The organism is Bacillus sp. FDAARGOS_527, assembly GCF_003812125.1.
Classification (GTDB): domain Bacteria; phylum Bacillota; class Bacilli; order Bacillales; family Bacillaceae_G; genus Bacillus_A; species Bacillus_A paranthracis.
Genome location: NZ_CP033795.1, coordinates 3,147,267 through 3,166,343, shown reverse-complemented (window position 1 = coordinate 3,166,343; position 19,077 = coordinate 3,147,267). Strand labels below are relative to the sequence as shown.

Genomic DNA, 19,077 nt, shown 5'->3' with positions numbered 1-19,077 from the left:
TTTTTATTATATTAAATATTTTGATTTTTTAGTATGTTTATAGTATGATAGGTGTAGACATACATCTTATGGAATTTCACCTAAAAACTGACTAGGGTACATAAGAGAGGGGCAAGTGCAAAATGCATAATGTTGTTATTACAGCGGCAGTTCGTTCGCCAATTGGAACTTTTGGGGGAGCGCTAAAAAATGTAACGCCAGTAGAATTAGCTGTTCCTGTACTTCAGGAAGCTGTAAAACGAGGCGGGGTAGAACCACACGAAGTTGATGAAGTGATTTTAGGTCATTGTATTCAAAGAACTGATGAAGCAAATACGGCAAGAACGGCTGCATTAGCGGCAGGATTTCCTGACACAGTTACAGGTTATACAATCCAACGCCAATGTTCTTCAGGTATGCAAGCAATTATGTCGGCTGCAATGCAAATTCAATTAGGTGTAAGTGAAGTTGTCGTTGCAGGTGGAGTAGAAGCAATGAGTTCAAGCCCTTATGCATTAAAACAACACCGCTGGGGACAACGCCTACAACACGGAGAAATTCGTGATACGGTGTGGGAAGTATTAGAAGATCCAATTCATCATATTATGATGGGGGAAACAGCGGAAAATTTAGTTGAACAATATGAAATTACAAGAGAGGAACAAGATGAAGTTGCGCTTCGTAGTCATACATTGGCATTGAAGGCAATCGAGTCTGGATACTTTGACGATCAAATTGTTCCTATTACAATAAAAGAACGTAGAAAAGAAGTAGTATTTTCAAAGGATGAACATCCACGTGCTGACATTACAGCAGAAAAATTAGCAGGATTAAAACCAGCTTTCCGTAAAGACGGATCTGTAACGGCAGGGAATGCATCTGGCCTGAATGACGGAAGTGCGGTTCTAGTATTAATGAGCGAAGAAAAAGCGAAAGAAAAAGGCTTACAACCGTTAGCTAGAATTGTTGGATATTCAGTAGCTGGAGTAGATCCAACAATTATGGGTATTGGACCAGCACCAGCAATTCGTAAAGGGTTAGAAAAAGTAGATTGGTCATTAGAAGATGCAGATTTGCTGGAAATTAACGAAGCTTTCGCTGCACAATACTTAGCTGTAGAGAAAGAATTAGGTTTAGATCGTGAAAAGGTGAATGTAAACGGTAGTGGTGTAGGACTTGGACATCCAATCGGTTGTACAGGAGCTCGTATCACTGTAAGCTTAATTCATGAATTGAAAAGACGCAGATTAGAAAAAGGAATTGCCTCTCTATGCGTCGGCGGCGGTATTGGGGTAGCATTATTTATAGAAGCACTATAAAAAAAGAAGCAGCAATCGCTGCTTCTTTTTTTATGATTCAAATAAATGATGAAATAATCGATCACGATTTTCAAAGAAAAGTTTCGTCGTTTGGTAATGCTCAGTTTCTTCTAATGTGGATTCATGAATCCCTTCTTGTGTTAAAGAATATATAGTGGATTCGGGATAAGCCATTAAAATAGGAGAATGCGTTGCGATAACAAATTGTGAACCTTGTTCCGCTAGTTCATGCATTCGAATGAGCATAGAAAGTTGTCTCATTGGTGATAGAGCGGCCTCGGGCTCATCTAAAATGTATAAGCCTTGTCCTGAAAAACGATTCATAAATAAGGAGAAAAATGACTCACCGTGTGATTGGGCGTGTAGTGAAGTACCACCATATGAGTCAATAATTGGATTTCCACGTGCTTCTGAATCGGCATCCATTTCATCAATATAAGAAGCAACATTATAAAACGATTCAGCACGAAGAAAGAAACCATCGTTTGGTGTATTGAAACTTTTGGAAATTCGAAGATGTTCATGTAAAGATGAATGTGAATCGTTTGTACTAAAACGGAAGTTTTTCGTTCCACCTTCTGCATTAAATCCTAAAGCAATTGCAATCGCTTCGAGTAATGTTGACTTCCCCGTTCCGTTTTCTCCAATAATGAATGTTACATTTGGATGGAAAGCTAGTGATTGTAATGTTCGAATAGCGGGTAAACAGTAAGGATATGCGGAGAAACTAGGGATATTTTCTTTTTTTAATGTGACATTTTGTAAAAAGGGTACGTCAATCAATATAGAAACCTCAATTCATAACGGATTTTGATTCTAAAAAAGCAGCAAATACAAGGGTAAGACAACTTGCAAATAGTATTGTATATTGAAGTGCGCCAAAGCCAAGACCTTCCCAGCCGAAAGTCATTCTCTTCCATATGAAAATAAAAAGAATGCTTATAAAACCAACGAGAGCAGGTATATATTTTATAATTTTGTAGTGCTTCCATAGATAGAAGCCAATGTATGTACTTAAAAACAAGGTAAACAGAACAAGAAAAAAGACAAGTGTTAATGACACGTGAATCCCTCCTTATTTTCTGAATATTTTATGTGGATTATATCATTTAAACTATCATATTCCAATGTGAAAATAAATATTGCATGGAGATTATTCATGTCGTTATGATAGTATGTAATCTATTGTAATTATAAAAAGGAGTTAAAACATGCCGTTTACATTTGCACATCCAGCAGCAGTTCTTCCTTTTGCAAAAAAGTATTCTCAACATATTTCAGTAACAGCTCTTATATTAGGTAGTATGGCGCCTGACTTTGAATATTTCCTACACTTTAGACCGTATGGTGTAATTGGGCATACGTGGCTTGGATTCTTATATTTTAATTTACCACTCGTATTTTTATTAGCATACATATATCACTACATTTTAAAAAAGCCGTTTATAACACATTTACCTAAACCATTTGCTGGCTACTATACATATGCAGTAGATGAGAGGTGGGGGCTTTACACAAGGAAAGATTTCTTTGTATTTTGTTATTCAGCATTATTCAGTATGTTAACGCATGTTGTTTGGGATGCATTCACTCATAAGACAGGCTATTTTGTTATGAAAATACCATTATTGCAAAGAGAATGGTACGGTATCTCTGTTTATAAATATATGCAACATGGAAGTACATGTATTGGTTTTCTGTTATTAGTATACGTTTTATGGAAGTGTAGAAATGAAATGGGTAAAGACCTTATTTTAGCTTCGGAAAAAATAAAATATTGGATTTCGATAATTGTTGTGGCAGCTATTATATTTATCGTGCACGCGTTCGTAGATCCCTATTTTCATATTTTCCAAATAGGGGGTATAATAGTATCTGGACTGACAAGTTCGTTTTGTGGACTTCTCATTGTTTCTATAGTTTACAAAGCAAAGGACTAATTAATATTAATGAATGATAGTGTTAGGAGAAATTATATGATGAAAGCATGGAAAAGTATTTTTGTTTTATGTAGTTTTCTTCTTATGTTAAGTGGTTGCTTCCATCAAGAAGAAAAGAAAGCTGAACCGAAGAAGAAAGAATCTATTCCTGAAACAAAAGAATATGGTGGGCGTGAGCTGAAAAAAGTAGGACAAAAAGTGAAAGAAACTGGATGGGGTACTTTTAAGTTAGAGCAGATTCATTCAGTAAATCAAACATTTGAAGTAGCACCAATGAAAATTCACGTACAAGATGTGAAAGTAATCTCTTTATCACAGATGAGTAAAGATGCAAAAAATACATTAAAAGTATATACGGCATTAACTCCTGAAGAAGTAAAGCGTAGATTAGGAGATAAAGTCAGTCAAGAAGATGCGGAGTTATATGCATCGCTAAGTGGTACAGAGATTAGTGATACGATTCGTTACGTTGAAATTACATATAAGGTGGAAAATAGCGGGAATAAAAATATACAATTTTTCTCTATGAATGATGTTGCGATTAATGATAAACAACATTTTAAAGTAGCAACGCAAAACTTTTTATATGATGAAGATACGCTCGTTGGTACAAAAAATGTATCAAGGGAAGACTATAAGCCTGGTGAAACAAGAGATGGTATTATCGGCCTAATACTTGATGATGGAAAAGAAAAGGTAAAGGATATTAAATTTACAACAGATAATGTAATCGCAGCAAATACAGAAACGCAAGATGTTGTAAAAGAGCCACAAACTTTTAACATCTCACTTTCTGAGTAAGTTGTTTTTAAATATATGTAAGAAAAAAACAGTCAGCGCTCAAACTATTATGCTGACTGTTTTTTCTGTTCTTCTATGTATGAATCTACACTTTGAAAAGGTACCTTAATTTTAAACGCATCTTTTTGTTCATGAAATTGTTTTTCATTATAGGGGCCAAAACGTTTATTATGCTTTACGTCAATAATCCAATAATGCTCGCTTTTTTTATTTGCAATTGCTGCGTCAGGATTATTAGGATCTGACTTTTCCTCAGTTTGTTTTGCAATAATGTATTTATCATCCCAGGCTATGTCTGTAATTTTTGCAGGAATGTATTGTGTGGCATATACAGCATCTTGCGTGGGGAAAAGTTCAAATGCATTTCCAGAAGTACGTATGAGTTCGTATTCATCGTTAATCGTATATGTTATATGATTTGTATTTCCAGCACAACCGGCTAATAGGAATGCGACGAATAGGATTATCCATTTTTTCAATATGGGAACCTCCTTTACAATGCTGTTGTAACACATTGTACAAGAAAAGTAAGAGAAACGCTAGTTTACAATGTTTTTTAGAAGTGGTACGATGAGACGGGTAAAGAAGGATATGAAGGAGTCGACATAAAAATGAAGTTAAAGATGCATCGTCCAGCGCTTGTAATGAACCGCATAGGTGCTTCCCTAATTGACATGTTTTTAATCTCGGTTATGTATGGTGCAGTAGTAGCTGTTATGACTGGAAATTATAGTGCTATTTTTAATCGCTTTAATATTAGTTTTGGCGATTATAGATATGATCTTGCAGTAGTTTTTATATTAATGGCGATATATTTTATTTTGCTACCCTTTATTTGGAACGGTGTAACACTTGGTAAAAAGGTAACGAGAATAAAATTAATTTCATTGAAGAGTGAAAAGTTAACATTACAAACATTAACGATTCGATTTTTTGTATTGTTATTACCGAACATATTACTGCTTGGAATTCCGATATTATGTAACGTATATATGATGTTATTCCGCAAAGATAATTGTGGTTTTCAGGATTTAATTACAAAAACGAAAGTGATAAGTCTTGTATAACAAAAAGAGACCTTTTTATGTAAAAAGGTCTCTTTTTGTTATACAAATATATTTTAATGGATATATAATAGGGAAAAAGTTAATCTATATCATTTTCGAATTTAATAGATTGAAAATTAAGAAAATGTTATAATGATTAAAATAATATGTTTATATAATAAGGGGGAAATTGAAGTGACTGGAGGTAGCGTAATCTTTTGGGGGATTTTAATTTTCATCGGTTTAGTTTTCGATCAGCGTAATAATAAGAAAAAAGAAGGAGTAAAAAAGTAACCGTTTACAAATGAGTAAGCAACTTTTCTTGCTTGCAGACTAATCTCATAAAGGAGTATACTGAATGACGGTAAGACTTATAGAAGGGGTAATGAAAATGAAGCTTGCAGGAAAAGTTGCTATCGTAACTGGCGGTGGCATCGGTATTGGACGTAATACAGCTCTTTTGTTGGCTAAACAAGGCGCAAAAGTAATTGTGACGGACATTGATCAAGAAAGTGGACAAGCAACAGTGGAGGAAATTACGAATCTAGGCGGAGAAGCACTTTTTGTATCCTATAATATGGAAAAACAAGGAGATTGGCAACGCGTAATCAGCATTACTTTGAATGCATTCAGTCGCATTGATATGCTTTTTCAAAATGCTGGTTTATATAAAATAGATTCTATATTTTCACGCCAACAAGAGAACGATTCCAATGTACTTTGTATTAATGACGTATGGATAGAGATAAAACAATTAACGTCATCTTTTATGAAACAGCAAGAAGAAGTGGTGCTAAGTGACTTACCGATTTTCGGTATTATTAGCACGAAAGGACAATCATTTCATACAGTAGAAGCCCTCGTATAATAGTGAAAACCGCCCTCAATATATGTGGACGGTTTTTTTGTATGAAAATTATTTTTTAACGAATGCGTTGTTCGTTTTGACTATCAAAGAAATGCGCTTTATTCATATCAAATGCTAGTTTAATTTGGTCACCAGGTGAAAATGTATGTCTTGCATCAACACGTGCTGCAAAATCTTGATTTCCAAGTTTCATATATAAAATAGATTCAGCACCTAATAACTCAGCAACTTCAATTTTTGTTGTGAAGGCAGTAGATTGTGAAGCTTCTAAAAATAATAGTTCATCATGAATGTCCTCAGGACGAATACCTAAAACAATGTCTTTATTTACATAGCCTTGTTCACGTAATATCTTCATTTTTCCTTCAGTTACTTTAATTTTTGCAGCATTGTCTATAACGAAATCGGTTTCAGTTAATTTACCACGGAAGAAATTCATCGCTGGAGAGCCGATAAATCCACCAACAAAAATGTTTTCAGGTGTTTCATATACTTCTTTTGGAGTACCGATTTGTTGAATTTTTCCGTCTTTCATAACAACAAGACGAGAAGCCATTGTCATCGCTTCAGTTTGATCATGCGTTACATAAATTGTTGTCGTACCAAGGCGGTGGTGTAACTTAGAAATTTCTGAGCGCATTGCAACACGTAATTTAGCGTCTAAGTTAGATAATGGCTCATCCATTAAGAACACTTTCGCGTCTCGAACGATTGCTCTCCCTAACGCAACACGTTGACGTTGTCCACCAGATAATGCTTTCGGTTTTCTATCTAAATATTGTTCCAGTCCTAAAATTTTTGCTGCATCTTTTACACGACGATCAATTTCATCTTTTGGTATTTTTCTAAGTTTTAATCCAAATGCCATATTATCATATACACTCATATGTGGATATAGGGCATAGTTTTGGAAGACCATTGCGATATCGCGATCTTTTGGAGGGACATCATTCATTAGCTTACCATCAATTGAAAACTCTCCTTTTGAAATATCTTCTAGTCCAGCAACCATTCGTAATGTTGTAGATTTTCCGCATCCAGAAGGACCGACAAATACGATAAATTCTTTATCTTGAATGTGTAAATTGAAGTCTGTTACAGCTGTTACATTATTATCATATATTTTATAAATGTTTTCTAATTTCAGTTCTGCCATGGTATTTCCCCCTAGAAATAATTATGCAAACGTTTTCTTTGAGTTCATTATAAACGAATAGATTCAAAAAATAAACAAAAAAATAAAACGTTTTCATATATTGGATAGTTATTAGTGATTTTCATATGTTTTCTTAGAAAAATAAGAATAAAAGTTGTAAGCGCTATTTTAAATTAAGATAGAATCTGTTATCATTCATTAATGAAAACGTTTGCGCCTTAAAAAGAGAAAATCGAATTATGAATGAAATGGGGTAGCATAATGGAAAAACAGTGGTGGAAAGAAAGTGTAGTATATCAAATTTATCCTCGTAGCTTTATGGATAGCAACGGTGATGGCATCGGGGATCTTCGTGGTATTATTTCAAAGTTAGATTACTTAAAAGAATTAGGGATTGATGTAATTTGGTTATCACCAGTCTATGAATCTCCAAATGATGATAATGGTTATGATATAAGTGATTATTGTAAAATTATGAATGAGTTCGGAACAATGGAAGATTGGGATGAGCTATTACATGAAATGCACGAACGTAATATGAAACTTATGATGGACTTAGTTGTTAATCATACTTCTGATGAACATAATTGGTTTATTGAATCACGTAAATCAAAAGATAATAAATATAGAGATTACTATATATGGCGCCCTGGAAAAGAAGGAAAAGAGCCGAATAACTGGGGAGCAGCGTTTAGCGGATCTGCATGGCAGTATGATGAAATGACAGATGAATATTATTTACATCTGTTTTCTAAAAAACAGCCAGATTTAAATTGGGATAATGAAAAGGTAAGACAAGATGTTTATGAAATGATGAAGTTTTGGTTAGAAAAAGGAATTGATGGCTTCCGTATGGATGTTATTAATTTTATTTCTAAAGAAGAGGGATTACCAGCTGTTGAAACAGAAGAAGAGGGGTATGTTTCAGGTCATAAGTATTTTATGAACGGTCCAAACATTCATAAATATTTACATGAAATGAATGAAGAAGTATTGTCTCATTATGATATTATGACGGTTGGTGAAATGCCTGGTGTAACGACAGAAGAAGCGAAATTGTATACCGGGGAAGAACGAAAAGAACTGCAGATGGTATTCCAATTTGAACATATGGATTTAGACTCAGGAGAAGGCGGAAAATGGGATGTAAAACCATGTTCACTTCTTACTTTAAAAGAGAATTTAACGAAGTGGCAAAAAGCATTAGAACATACAGGCTGGAATAGTCTGTATTGGAATAACCATGATCAGCCTCGTGTTGTATCTCGTTTTGGTAATGATGGAATGTATCGCATTGAATCTGCGAAAATGTTAGCGACGGTGCTTCATATGATGAAAGGAACACCTTATATTTATCAAGGCGAAGAAATCGGAATGACAAATGTTCGATTTGAATCGATTGATGAATATCGAGATATTGAAACATTAAATATGTATAAGGAAAAAGTGATAGAGCGCGGTGAAAATATAGATAAAGTGATGCAGTCTATTTATATAAAAGGCAGAGATAATGCTAGAACACCGATGCAGTGGGATGATAAAAATCATGCTGGATTCACAACAGGTGAGCCCTGGATTACGGTAAACCCTAACTATAAAGAAATCAATGTGAAACAAGCGATCCAAAATAAAGATTCAATTTTTTATTATTATAAAAAATTAATTGAGTTACGCAAAAATAACGAAATAGTTGTGTATGGATCATATGATTTAATATTGGAGAATAATCCATCTATTTTTGCATATGTAAGAACGTATGGAGAAGAAAAACTTCTTGTTATTGCAAACTTTACTGCGGAAGAATGTGTATTTGAATTGCCTGAGGACATTAGTTATAGTGAAGCAGAGTTATTTATACACAATTACGACGTAGAGAATGGACCGATAGATAACATGACATTACGTCCGTATGAAGCAATCGTGTTCAAATTGAAATAAGAAAAATCCTTATACCACTTTGGTATAAGGATTTTTTTGGTTACCATTTTAATATGGAGAATCCATATGGAGGAAGTGTAACTTGTAATACACTTGCTTCCGCTGAAAATTCTTCGTTTGTATAAATATTAATGATTTTCTTTCCAGTAACATGGAGAGGCAGTGAAGCTGTAATATCACTATTAGTCGGATTTAAAACGAAAAAGATAGTTTCATCTTCATATGTTTTTGTATAAGAAATATAATTATGTTCATCATTTGCTTCAATGAATTGGAAAGTACCATGTCCTCCAAATGCTTTATATTGCTTTCGTAACGAAATTAATGTTTGTACATGTGTAAATAATAGATGATCTTGTTCTTTCGTATCCCAAACCATACATTTGCGGCAATCAGGGTCCATACCGCCATCCATACCAATTTCGTCTCCATAATAAATACAAGGAGAGCCGATGAAAGAAAGGTGGAATACATAAAGTAACTTTAACTTATTTTTATCTCCGTTACATGTTGTCAATATTCTTGGTGTATCATGGCTGTCTAATAAATGAAATGCTGCTTCATTTACATTCATAGAGTAGGAATGTAGAGATTCTATAATTTGTTTCATAAATTCATTTGCCTTAATGGAATTGTTAGCAAAGTAAGACAGTAGAGCGTTTGTAACAGGGTAGCTCATTACAGCATCAAATTGATCTCCTTGTAGCCAAGGAAGTGCATCGTGCCAAATTTCTCCTAAAATATATACTTCAGAATTTAATGCTTTTATCTCACTTCGGAACTCTCTCCAAAATTTATGGTCGACTTCATTTGCTACATCAAGGCGCCAACCGTCTATATTGAATTCTTTTACCCAATAACGCCCTACTTCAAGTAAGTATTCTTTTACATCCGGGTGTGCAGTGTTTAATTTCGGCATATACGGTGTAAACGCGAAAGTATCATAATTCGGAAGTGGCTCAGTTCTAATTGGGAACTCATGAATATGAAACCATTCTTTATATGCTGACTGTTCACCATTTTTTAGTACGTCTTGAAATTTATCGAAAAAGTATCCACTGTGATTGAATACGGCATCGAGCATTACTTTTATACCGTGTGTATGACATGCCTCAACAAGTTCTTTGAATGTTTCTTTTGTGCCAAATTGAGGATCGATTTCCATGTAGTCAATTGTGTCATATTTATGGTTTGAATGTGCTTTGAAAATAGGTGTGAAATATATTCCTGAAATTCCAAGCTTAACAAGGTAATCGAGGTTTTGCATAATACCAGCAAAATCTCCGCCGAAAAAATTAGTTGGAGTTGGTTCAGCGCTGCCCCAAGGAAGGGTGTTTTCTGGATTCAACGTATGATCTCCATTAGCGAACCGTTCTGGGAAAATTTGATACCAAACAGTATCTTTAATCCAGGAAGGTGCTTTGAATACATCATTTGCATGAATAAATGGAAAACAGAAAAAGTTACCAACGTCATCATTTGGAATGCTGGAAAAAAATCCGCGTTCTGCATAAATAAGCGTTTCTGTCTCTGCTTTTAATTCAAATCCATAACGTAAGCGCTTAAATTTTGGCTCGATGGAAATGGACCAATAATCAAATAATGCAGTAGAACCAGTTTTTTTCATCGGTGCACTTGAAGAAATCCACTTCCCGTCTGTCCATTCATAAGGATCACCATAAATAAGATTGGTGCTTTGAACATCGTCTCTTTTCGTACGTATTCGGATATGAATCGTTTTTTCATCGTAAGCGTATGCGTAATTATCTTTTGGCCTATGATAGATGGCGTCTTTAAGCATATAAAAAATCCCCCTTTACTATCTCTATGCATATTGTTCCCTTAAGTATAATATTAAAGCATATGTTGCAAACGATTGCTTTTTGCATAGCTTTAATATTGCTTATAAGAGTAGTATTCATTTCATATAAAGTCAATCTATAAAGAGTGTAGTAATAATATTTTAAAAATTAATATTTGCAAAATGAATAAAAGAATGTATAATGATAGACAAATAGCGCAAACGTTTTCATAGATTAAGATATCGTTTGCGCTTCTATTAAACTATTCAATGCAAACGTTTTCAATTAGTAAGGTACATATACAATTCAGGGAGGTTTTTGGGATGAAGAAAGCATTATCATTATTAACGGTTTCAGCATTATCAATTGGTATGTTATCTGCATGTGGACCGAAAGATTCAGGGAAAAAAGAAGAAAGTAAAGCAAAGAAAGATTACGATCTACTCGTTTGGGAAGATGATAAAAAAGGTGTTGGGTTAGAACCAGCAGTGAAAAGCTTTGAGGAAAAATATAAAGTAAAAGTAAAAGTTGTTGAAATGCAAATGACAGATCAAGTGAAGAAGTTACGCCTTGATGGACCAGCGGGGACGGGACCAGATGTTGTAACATTGCCACATGATCAAATCGGAAATGCAGTAACAGAAGGTTTACTTTCTGAAGTGAAAGCTGATGATGCTGTAAAGAGTAAATTTACTGATTCATCAATAGAAGCACAGACATATAACGGAAAATTATATGGTTTACCAAAAGCAATTGAGACACCAGTCTTTATTTACAATAAAAAACTAATGCCAAAAGCGCCAGAAACGATGGACGAGCTGTTTAACTTCTCAAAAGAATTTACGAAAGATGGCAAGTACGGATTTTTAGCATTAGGAGATAACTTCTACTTTGCTAATGCATTCATGGCAGGTATGGGTGGTTATGTGTTTGGTGAAAAAGATGGAAAGCCAAATGCAAGTGATGTTGGATTAAATAATAGCGGAGCAGTACAAGGTGCTGAGTATCTTCAAAAATGGTACAAAGAAAAGTTATTCCCGAAAGGTATTATCGGTGAATCTGGTGGACCTGCTGCTGATGGGCTATTTAATGAAGGAAAAGCAGCATCTATCATGAACGGCCCTTGGGCGTTCCAAGCAATGGAAAAGAACGGAATTGATTATGGCGTTGCTCCAATGCCGAAATTACCAAATGGTCAACCAATGAAAACGTTTGTTGGGGTTAAAGGATGGCATGTAACAAGTTTCTCTAAACAAAATGATTTAGCTACAAAGTTCACTGAATGGGTAACGAATGAAGAAAACGCAAAAACTCGATTTGAGAAGACGAAAGAAATTCCTCCAGTAAAAGCAGTAATGGAAGATCCAATTATTAAAGATAACGAAGCTGCAAAAGCAGTTGCAACACAATCTGAAAATGGAATTCCAATGCCAAACATTCCAGAAATGCAAGAAGTATGGAAACCAGCTGGAGATGCGCTTCAATTAGTTGTTACGGATAAAGAGGCACCAAAAGCAGCACTTGATAATGCAGTGAAGCAAATTAAAGGTAATATTGAGGCAAATCATAGTAAGAAAAAATAAGGTGAAATTCGTGCCTCTAATATGAGGGGCACGAATTCTCTCCCAAGAAAAAAGGGGGAAGGAACATGCAAACATCTATGGAACCAGCAAACGGCTTAAACGGTTCAAAACATAGGAAAATGGCAACCATGTTATCAATCATTCCAGGCGTGGGCCAAATGTATAATAAACAATTTGTAAAAGGTCTTATTTTTCTAGTATTAACAGGTTCATTTATTGTAGCCTTTGCTGATTTATTAAATATGGGATTATGGGGAATTGTAACGCTTGGTACAGAAGTTCCACGTGACCATTCTGTCTTTCTATTAGTAGAAGGAATCTTGGCACTCATTGTCATCGTGTTTGGACTCGGAATATATGCATTTAATTTATATGATGCATACCAAAACGGAAAGAAACGGGATATAGGAACACCGTTAAACTCTGTAAAAGAGCAATACCGTAATTTACTAGACCAAGGTTTTCCGTATTTAATGGTTTCACCAGGGTTTTTATTACTTATCTTTGTCGTTGTATTTCCAATCATTTTCGTAATTTTAATTGGATTTACGAACTATGATTTATATCATTCTCCTCCAGCTAAATTAGTAGATTGGGTAGGATTTAAAAACTTTATTGATATCTTTACATTACCGATGTGGAGAGAAACGTTTTTAAGTGTATTTTCTTGGACTGTCATCTGGACATTCGTTGCAACGACATTACAAGTTGCACTTGGTATTTTCTTAGCGATTATCGTAAATCAGCCTGGTATTAAAGGGAAGGCGATTATTCGAACAATCTTCATTTTACCGTGGGCGGTCCCAGCATTCGTATCTATTCTTGTTTTCTCTGGTATGTTTAATGAAACATTTGGAGCGATTAACAATCAAGTATTAGCTTTATTCGGAATTGAAAAGATTGCTTGGATGACAGATCCATTTTGGGCGAAGATTGCTTTAATTATGATTCAAACGTGGCTTGGATTCCCGTTCGTCTTTGCAATGACAACAGGTATACTGCAATCGATTCCAGGAGAATTATACGAAGCGGCTACAGTAGATGGAGCTACAGCTTGGCAACAGTTTCGTAAAATTACATTGCCACTTGTTCTATATGCAACAGCACCAATATTAATTACGCAATATACGTTTAACTTTAATAACTTTAGTATCATCTATCTATTTAACGGCGGAGGTCCTGCTGTAGCTGGACAAGACGCAGGTGGAACAGATATTTTAATTTCATGGATTTATAAGTTAACGATGACTTCCGCGCAGTACGGAAAAGCAGCAGCTCTTACAATGATCTTATCGTTAATCGTTATTACAGTTGCGTTATGGCAATTTAAGAGAACAAAATCATTCCAAGAAGAGGATATGATGTAAATGAATATTAAAAGACAAAAGATGTTACGTCTCTCATTAAGTTATCTCGTTATTTTCGTAATGTGTGCCATCATTTTCTATCCATTATTATGGATTATTGGCTCATCGTTTAATCCGGGTGATAGTTTATCTGGATCAAGTATTATTCCGCAAAATGCAACACTAGATCATTATCGTAAGTTATTAGATTTAGAGAATAGTAATTATTTACTATGGTATAAAAACACATTAAAAGTAAGTGTTTTAACGATGATTTTTTCAGTGTTAGCAATTAGTTTTACTGCTTATGCATTTTCGAGATACCGTTTTGTTGGAAGAAAAAATGGTTTATTAACATTTTTAATTTTGCAAATGATTCCAAACTTTGCAGCGTTAATCGCTTTATACGTATTAGCACAGTTAACAGGATTAATTGATACGCACCTTGCATTAATTTTAATTTATGTAGGCGGGGCAATTCCAATGAACACATGGCTTATGAAAGGGTATTTTGATACGATTCCGAAAGAATTGGATGAGTCAGCTCGTATGGATGGAGCAGGGCATTTCCGTATTTTTTGGCAAATCATTATGCCACTTGCAAAGCCAATCGTAGCGGTTGTAGCGTTATTTACTTTCATCGGCCCATTTACAGATTTTATTTTAGCGAGTATTATTTTGCGCACACCAGAAAATTATACGTTAGCAGTTGGATTATATGAAATGGTGGCGAAGAAATTTGGGAATGAATTTACAACGTTCGCAGCGGGTTCCGTATTGATTGCAATCCCAATTTCAATTTTATTCCTATCACTACAAAAATACTTTATCTCTGGTTTAACTGCTGGAGGTACGAAAGGATGAAAAATGGGACATTATGTCCCATTTTTCTTTTCATCTTCCTATAAAACATTTTATAGGGAGATGAAAAGAGATTTGACATCCCATATGAAAAGAAGTGAAATAAATAGTATATTATAGTATAGGAAAAAAGAGCTCTATCCCTTACAATACATGGAGAGGGAGAATATGATAGGTTTTACAAGATAGAATCAATGAAAGTTTATGACTTCCCCTATTACTTGCAACGGGTGCAAGATGAAAATATATAAAATGGCAGAGAAGTGAAAGGAGGGGGATTTTTATGACAGTTACAATTAAAGATGTGGCGAAGAAGGCGAATGTAGCACCATCTACCGTTTCTCGTGTAATTGCTGATAATCCAAGTATAAGTGAAAAAACAAAGCGTCGTGTTCGGAAAGTAATGAGTGAACTAGGGTATCATCCTAATTTAAACGCAAGAAACCTAGCTAACCAAACAACAAAAACACTTGGCCTTGTTATGCCAAGTTCTGCAAGTAAAGCTTTTCAAAATCCGTTTTTCCCAGAAGTTATAAGAGGGATTAGTTCGTTTGCACATGTGGAAGGGTATGCGCTTTATATGTCGACAGGTGAAACGGAAGATGAAATTTTTAATGGTGTTGTAAAGATGGTGCAGGGGCGCCAAATTGGTGGCATTATTCTTTTATATTCAAGAGAGAATGATCGGATTATTCAATATTTACATAAACAAAATTTCCCGTTCGTATTAATCGGGAAACCATATGATCGTAAAGAAGAAATTACATATGTAGATAATGACAATTATACAGCTGCAAGAGAAGTAGCAGAATATTTGATTTCATTAGGTCATAAACAAATCGCGTTCATCGGCGGTGGATCAGATTTACTTGTGACGAGAGATCGTTTGGCTGGTATGAGTGATGCTTTAAAATTAGCAGACATTGTATTGCCGAAAGAGTATATTTTACATTTTGATTTTTCAAGAGAAAGTGGTCAACAAGCCGTGGAGGAATTAATGGGGCTAAAGCAACCACCGACAGCAATTATGGCAACGGATGACTTGATTGGACTTGGTGTGCTAAGTGCACTTTCTAAAAAAGGATTCGTTGTACCGAAGGATGTTTCAATTGTAAGCTTTAATAATGCTTTATTATCAGAAATTGCGAGTCCTCCGCTTTCAACAGTTGACGTGAATATATATCAGCTAGGATATGAGGCAGCAAAAGCTTTAGTTGATAAAGTAGAGAATGCGGAGTCTACTGCAAAGTGTATCATTATTCCGCATAAATTACTGAAGCGTCAAACTTGCGATCATTATGCATAAAAAAAGCTAAGAGTTTAACTCTTAGCTTTTTTGTTGTAGAAAGGCTTCTAAACGGTCACAGCCTTCTTTTAAAGTTTCAATACTATATGCATAGGATAAGCGAAGGTAGCCTTCACCATATTCAGAGAATGCTGTTCCAGGAACGACGGCAAGTCCAGCTTCTTTCACAAGATCAAGTGCAAAATCAAATGATGAAGATGTTAAATGGCCAACATATGGGAATAAGTAAAATGCACCTGTGGGCTTTTCAACTGTTAAGCCCATTTGAATGAGCCTATTATATACGTAATCACGTCGTTTTTTGTATTGATGACGCATCATTTTTGGTGCATCTTTAGCAGCTGTTAAAGCTTCAATTGCAGCATATTGAGCGATTGAAGTAGCGCACGTTACGTTGTATTGATGAACTTTTAATATATGCCCAGCTAAATATCTTGGTGCGAATAATAGACCGATACGCCAGCCGGTCATAGAATGTGATTTTGATAAACCGTTAATGACGATAGTCTTTTCACGCATTTCTGGGAAATGAGCGATCGATGTATGTGTCTGTTCATATACAAGTTCGCTATAAATTTCATCAGAAAGAACGAAAATATTTTTATCTTTTAAAACATTTACAATATCCTGTAGTTCTTCTTTTGATAAAGTTACACCAGTTGGATTAGAAGGATACGGCAGTACGACGCATCTTGTTTTTTCTGTAATGGCCTTTTCCAGTGCTTCGGCTGTTAAACGGAAGCCAGTTTCACGAACATCGATAAAAATAGGTGTTGCGCCGCATAATCGAATAATCGGTTCGTACCCTGGATAAATAGGGGCAGGTAAAATGACTTCTGTTCCTGGCTCTAAAATCGTTCGAAATGCAACATCAATTGCTTCACTAGCACCGATTGTAACGATGGTTTCGTTTTCAGGTGAATAATGTAAATCATAGTTATCTTTTACAAAGTTACAAGCTGCCTTGCGTAACTCTAGTAAACCAGCGTTATGTGTATAGCTTGTATAATTTTCTGTAATAGCCCGTTTCGCCGCTTCTTTTACGAGAGAAGGTGTAGGAAAATCAGGTTGTCCAATTGTTAAAGAGATAAGATTATCATAGTTTTGAATCATGTTAGAGAATTGACGGATTCCAGAAATTTGGATGTCCTTTACTCTAGGGTTAATGAATTGTTCCATTGTATCTCCCTTTCTTCCGTTTGAAAATTAAGTTCATTTTAACATATTTTCTATCATTTCGCTTGCGTATATGGTATGTAGAAAGAGAGGGATAATAGAAAAAAAGCCGCTGTAAGCGACTTTTTAATATCCGTATTCCCAATCTATTTCATCTTCATTCCAAAGTACAGAGGATACTTTGCCAAGGTGAACAACTGATTCATTCACAGCGCATGTGCAATTTTCTTCTCCTGTTTTATGCTGTAACTCTTCATACACTGATTTTTCAACGTTTTCTAGAACGACCAAATTTTCTTCTTTTAAAACAAGCGTAGTACCCGCCATATTTATCTTCCTCCTACTAAAATAATGATCACTTATTTGTAAACATAGATAGTATGGATTATATGCTGTATTTTGCTATAGTTGTCCGTCTTATGAAGTATTTTTTATTTTCTTTGTAATCCGTATTCATTGTATACTGTCGGGCAGAAATTTGGTACAGGGTTTACATTCATTTCGAAAATCTGTAACAATTATTATGTGTTGTTAACAAAGAATTAACAAATATGTTAAGAAAAATCAAAATTTTAAAACAAACAAACCTGTAAAATGATATAATCATATCAAAATACATATAGGGGATGAGAGGCTATGGAGCTTATCCGTGATTTAATGATCCAAATTGCAATCATTATTTTGCCACTATTTTTATACGAAGCGATTCGTTTAAATCGTTATCAAGAAATGCCTCCGAAGCCGAACCGCTACTTTATTATGTTTTTATCTAGCATTACACTCGTTCTCTCTATGACATATTCTATTTGTTTTGGGGACGTTTGCGGGTATAACTTTCACCCAATCCCAATTGTTAGTGGTTTTTTATATGGTGGGATTGTTGGTTTAATCCCGGCCGTTATTTTTGTTGTCTATGAATGGGCGCTAAAGGGCATAAACCTTCTTCCAGTCATAGAAGTAATATTTCTATTGATAGTTCCATTATTTTTATCAAAGAAATGGTCTCTATTTTCAAGGGATAAGAAGCTAATTTTAGCATTTATGATTTCATCATTGTACGTACTTGTTTCTTTAGTGATTGGTATGATTAACGTTCTGTTAGAAACGGGGTTTACACCATATGTTTCGCACTTATATAGCGGATATATATTTGCTTCGCTTATTATGGTTATGACAATGGTATTTCAGGTGTACTTAACAGAATATTTAAATGAAAATGCAATACTACGTACAGAGATGCAAAAGTCAGAGAAACTTAATATTGTAAGTGAGTTAGCAGCAAGTGTTGCACATGAGGTTCGAAATCCGCTCACTGTTGTTCGTGGTTTTATTCAATTGCTAGAAAGTACGGAAGATGTGAAGAACAAGGATTATATGCGTCTCGTATTAGCTGAATTGGACCGGGCAGAACAAATTATTTCAGATTATTTAAATTTAGCAAGGCCACAAATTGAGAAAAAAGAACATATTTGCTTATCAGCTCAATTAATAGAAATGACAACTCTTATGTCATCATTTGCAGCGATGCAAGGTGTATATTTGCAAGTTGAGATTTCTGAAAGTCTTTATACAATCGGTGATAAAACGAAATTGAAGCAAGCTATTATGAATGTTGTTAAAAATGGTATTGAAGCAATTCAAGGAAATAAAGGATATTTAAAAGTAACGGCTATACAAAAAGATGAAACGATTGTAATAAGAGTTAAAGATAGTGGTGTTGGGATGACGAAAGAACAATTAGCAAGGCTCGGACAACCGTATTATTCTTTAAAAGAAAAAGGGACAGGATTAGGACTAATGGTAACATTTAGTATTTTACAAGCGCATAATGGTACGCTGGAATATAAAAGTGAAAGTGGGAAAGGAACTGAAGCGATTATTATATTACCAGCTGTAAGAAATAAGGAGTAAAAGTTACCGATAGAAGGTAACTTTTTATTTTATATTAGAAAAAAT

The 19,077-nt window shown here is 34.8% G+C and carries 19 protein-coding genes; 12 read left to right on the top strand and 7 right to left on the bottom strand.

The features are described from left to right. The first annotated feature begins 122 nt into the window (after positions 1 to 122). Entirely contained in the window at positions 123 to 1,298 is a 1,176-nt protein-coding gene (locus EGX95_RS18885) for an acetyl-CoA C-acetyltransferase (protein WP_063246707.1), read from the top strand. 30 nt (positions 1,299 to 1,328) lie between these two features. On the opposite strand, the gene EGX95_RS18880 is transcribed toward EGX95_RS18885, so the two are convergent. Both EGX95_RS18880 and EGX95_RS18875 read right to left on the bottom strand, forming a co-directional pair. Next, complete coding sequence (locus EGX95_RS18880; protein WP_000567994.1) at positions 1,329 to 2,081, bottom strand: AAA family ATPase; 753 nt, start codon at positions 2,079 to 2,081, stop codon at positions 1,329 to 1,331. Positions 2,082 to 2,091: 10 nt separating this feature from the next. Further along, on the bottom strand, positions 2,092 to 2,361 hold the full coding sequence (locus EGX95_RS18875; RefSeq protein ID WP_000059970.1) for a hypothetical protein: 270 nt from the start codon (positions 2,359 to 2,361) through the stop codon (positions 2,092 to 2,094). A 148-nt stretch (positions 2,362 to 2,509) separates the two neighbouring features. Here EGX95_RS18875 and EGX95_RS18870 point away from each other — a divergent pair, with 148 nt between their 5' ends. Beyond that, the gene (locus tag EGX95_RS18870) at positions 2,510 to 3,238 is read left to right on the top strand and encodes a DUF4184 family protein (RefSeq protein WP_001116880.1); all 729 of its coding nucleotides are present in this window, start codon (positions 2,510 to 2,512) and stop codon (positions 3,236 to 3,238) included. 36 nt (positions 3,239 to 3,274) lie between these two features. Beyond that, positions 3,275 to 4,039 carry a hypothetical protein gene (locus EGX95_RS18865; RefSeq protein ID WP_000973892.1) on the top strand — a complete coding sequence of 255 codons (765 nt, stop codon included), beginning with the start codon at positions 3,275 to 3,277 and terminating at the stop codon, positions 4,037 to 4,039. Positions 4,040 to 4,086: 47 nt separating this feature from the next. On the opposite strand, the gene EGX95_RS18860 is transcribed toward EGX95_RS18865, so the two are convergent. Further along, the gene (locus tag EGX95_RS18860; protein WP_000758783.1) at positions 4,087 to 4,518 is read right to left on the bottom strand and encodes a DUF3997 domain-containing protein; all 432 of its coding nucleotides are present in this window, start codon (positions 4,516 to 4,518) and stop codon (positions 4,087 to 4,089) included. A gap of 132 nt (positions 4,519 to 4,650) precedes the next feature. Between EGX95_RS18860 and EGX95_RS18855 the strand changes: the two genes are divergently transcribed. From EGX95_RS18855 to EGX95_RS18845, 3 genes are all read left to right on the top strand, one after another. Beyond that, a complete protein-coding gene (locus tag EGX95_RS18855; protein ID WP_000769088.1) occupies positions 4,651 to 5,106 on the top strand; it encodes an RDD family protein in 456 nt (151 codons plus the stop codon). 174 nt (positions 5,107 to 5,280) lie between these two features. Next, entirely contained in the window at positions 5,281 to 5,379 is a 99-nt protein-coding gene (locus tag EGX95_RS18850; protein WP_000145651.1) for a hypothetical protein, read from the top strand. A gap of 64 nt (positions 5,380 to 5,443) precedes the next feature. Further along, positions 5,444 to 5,953, top strand: a complete 510-nt coding sequence (locus EGX95_RS18845) for an SDR family NAD(P)-dependent oxidoreductase (RefSeq protein ID WP_000218426.1) — start codon at positions 5,444 to 5,446, stop codon at positions 5,951 to 5,953. A 55-nt stretch (positions 5,954 to 6,008) separates the two neighbouring features. Here EGX95_RS18845 and EGX95_RS18840 read toward each other — a convergent pair whose 3' ends face one another. Next, complete coding sequence (locus EGX95_RS18840; protein WP_000818923.1) at positions 6,009 to 7,109, bottom strand: ABC transporter ATP-binding protein; 1,101 nt, start codon at positions 7,107 to 7,109, stop codon at positions 6,009 to 6,011. 261 nt (positions 7,110 to 7,370) lie between these two features. On the opposite strand from EGX95_RS18840, the gene malL reads away from it, so the two are divergent. After that, positions 7,371 to 9,047: an oligo-1,6-glucosidase gene (malL, locus tag EGX95_RS18835; RefSeq protein ID WP_000415195.1), complete on the top strand. Its 1,677-nt coding sequence runs from the start codon at positions 7,371 to 7,373 to the stop codon at positions 9,045 to 9,047. 40 nt (positions 9,048 to 9,087) lie between these two features. Here the strand turns inward: malL and EGX95_RS18830 are convergent, their stop codons facing one another. After that, positions 9,088 to 10,848, bottom strand: a complete 1,761-nt coding sequence (locus tag EGX95_RS18830; protein ID WP_000910091.1) for an alpha-glycosidase — start codon at positions 10,846 to 10,848, stop codon at positions 9,088 to 9,090. Positions 10,849 to 11,172: 324 nt separating this feature from the next. Between EGX95_RS18830 and EGX95_RS18825 the strand changes: the two genes are divergently transcribed. The 4 genes from EGX95_RS18825 (at position 11,173) to malR (ending at position 15,945) form a co-directional block, all read left to right on the top strand. Next, positions 11,173 to 12,432 (top strand): extracellular solute-binding protein, encoded by a 1,260-nt coding sequence (locus EGX95_RS18825; protein WP_000709919.1) that lies wholly within the window; start codon positions 11,173 to 11,175, stop codon positions 12,430 to 12,432. 65 nt (positions 12,433 to 12,497) lie between these two features. Beyond that, positions 12,498 to 13,799: a maltosaccharide ABC transporter permease MalC gene (gene malC, locus EGX95_RS18820; RefSeq protein ID WP_001194989.1), complete on the top strand. Its 1,302-nt coding sequence runs from the start codon at positions 12,498 to 12,500 to the stop codon at positions 13,797 to 13,799. Then, positions 13,800 to 14,642 (top strand): maltosaccharide ABC transporter permease MalD, encoded by an 843-nt coding sequence (malD, locus tag EGX95_RS18815; RefSeq protein ID WP_001022608.1) that lies wholly within the window; start codon positions 13,800 to 13,802, stop codon positions 14,640 to 14,642. Between the two features lie 280 nt (positions 14,643 to 14,922). Next, positions 14,923 to 15,945, top strand: a complete 1,023-nt coding sequence (malR, locus tag EGX95_RS18810) for a maltose operon transcriptional repressor MalR (protein ID WP_000219043.1) — start codon at positions 14,923 to 14,925, stop codon at positions 15,943 to 15,945. Between the two features lie 21 nt (positions 15,946 to 15,966). Here malR and EGX95_RS18805 read toward each other — a convergent pair whose 3' ends face one another. Beyond that, positions 15,967 to 17,124: an aminotransferase A gene (locus EGX95_RS18805; RefSeq protein WP_000434567.1), complete on the bottom strand. Its 1,158-nt coding sequence runs from the start codon at positions 17,122 to 17,124 to the stop codon at positions 15,967 to 15,969. Between the two features lie 123 nt (positions 17,125 to 17,247). Next, positions 17,248 to 17,448: a hypothetical protein gene (locus EGX95_RS18800; protein WP_000929285.1), complete on the bottom strand. Its 201-nt coding sequence runs from the start codon at positions 17,446 to 17,448 to the stop codon at positions 17,248 to 17,250. Positions 17,449 to 17,757: 309 nt separating this feature from the next. Here EGX95_RS18800 and kinB point away from each other — a divergent pair, with 309 nt between their 5' ends. Next, complete coding sequence (gene kinB, locus EGX95_RS18795) at positions 17,758 to 19,032, top strand: sporulation sensor histidine kinase KinB (RefSeq protein ID WP_000420386.1); 1,275 nt, start codon at positions 17,758 to 17,760, stop codon at positions 19,030 to 19,032. Positions 19,033 to 19,077: the final 45 nt, after the last annotated feature.

Coding starts and splice junctions, on each gene's coding strand:
- EGX95_RS18870 (WP_001116880.1), top strand. CDS start 2,510: ATGCCGTTTACATTTGCACATCCAGCAGCAGTTCTTCCTTTTGCAAAA.
- malL (WP_000415195.1), top strand. CDS start 7,371: ATGGAAAAACAGTGGTGGAAAGAAAGTGTAGTATATCAAATTTATCCT.
- malR (WP_000219043.1), top strand. CDS start 14,923: ATGACAGTTACAATTAAAGATGTGGCGAAGAAGGCGAATGTAGCACCA.
- malC (WP_001194989.1), top strand. CDS start 12,498: ATGCAAACATCTATGGAACCAGCAAACGGCTTAAACGGTTCAAAACAT.
- EGX95_RS18800 (WP_000929285.1), bottom strand. CDS start 17,448: ATGGCGGGTACTACGCTTGTTTTAAAAGAAGAAAATTTGGTCGTTCTA.
- malD (WP_001022608.1), top strand. CDS start 13,800: ATGAATATTAAAAGACAAAAGATGTTACGTCTCTCATTAAGTTATCTC.
- EGX95_RS18825 (WP_000709919.1), top strand. CDS start 11,173: ATGAAGAAAGCATTATCATTATTAACGGTTTCAGCATTATCAATTGGT.
- EGX95_RS18805 (WP_000434567.1), bottom strand. CDS start 17,124: ATGGAACAATTCATTAACCCTAGAGTAAAGGACATCCAAATTTCTGGA.
- EGX95_RS18885 (WP_063246707.1), top strand. CDS start 123: ATGCATAATGTTGTTATTACAGCGGCAGTTCGTTCGCCAATTGGAACT.
- EGX95_RS18855 (WP_000769088.1), top strand. CDS start 4,651: ATGAAGTTAAAGATGCATCGTCCAGCGCTTGTAATGAACCGCATAGGT.
- EGX95_RS18840 (WP_000818923.1), bottom strand. CDS start 7,109: ATGGCAGAACTGAAATTAGAAAACATTTATAAAATATATGATAATAAT.
- EGX95_RS18830 (WP_000910091.1), bottom strand. CDS start 10,848: ATGCTTAAAGACGCCATCTATCATAGGCCAAAAGATAATTACGCATAC.
- kinB (WP_000420386.1), top strand. CDS start 17,758: ATGGAGCTTATCCGTGATTTAATGATCCAAATTGCAATCATTATTTTG.
- EGX95_RS18865 (WP_000973892.1), top strand. CDS start 3,275: ATGATGAAAGCATGGAAAAGTATTTTTGTTTTATGTAGTTTTCTTCTT.
- EGX95_RS18845 (WP_000218426.1), top strand. CDS start 5,444: ATGACGGTAAGACTTATAGAAGGGGTAATGAAAATGAAGCTTGCAGGA.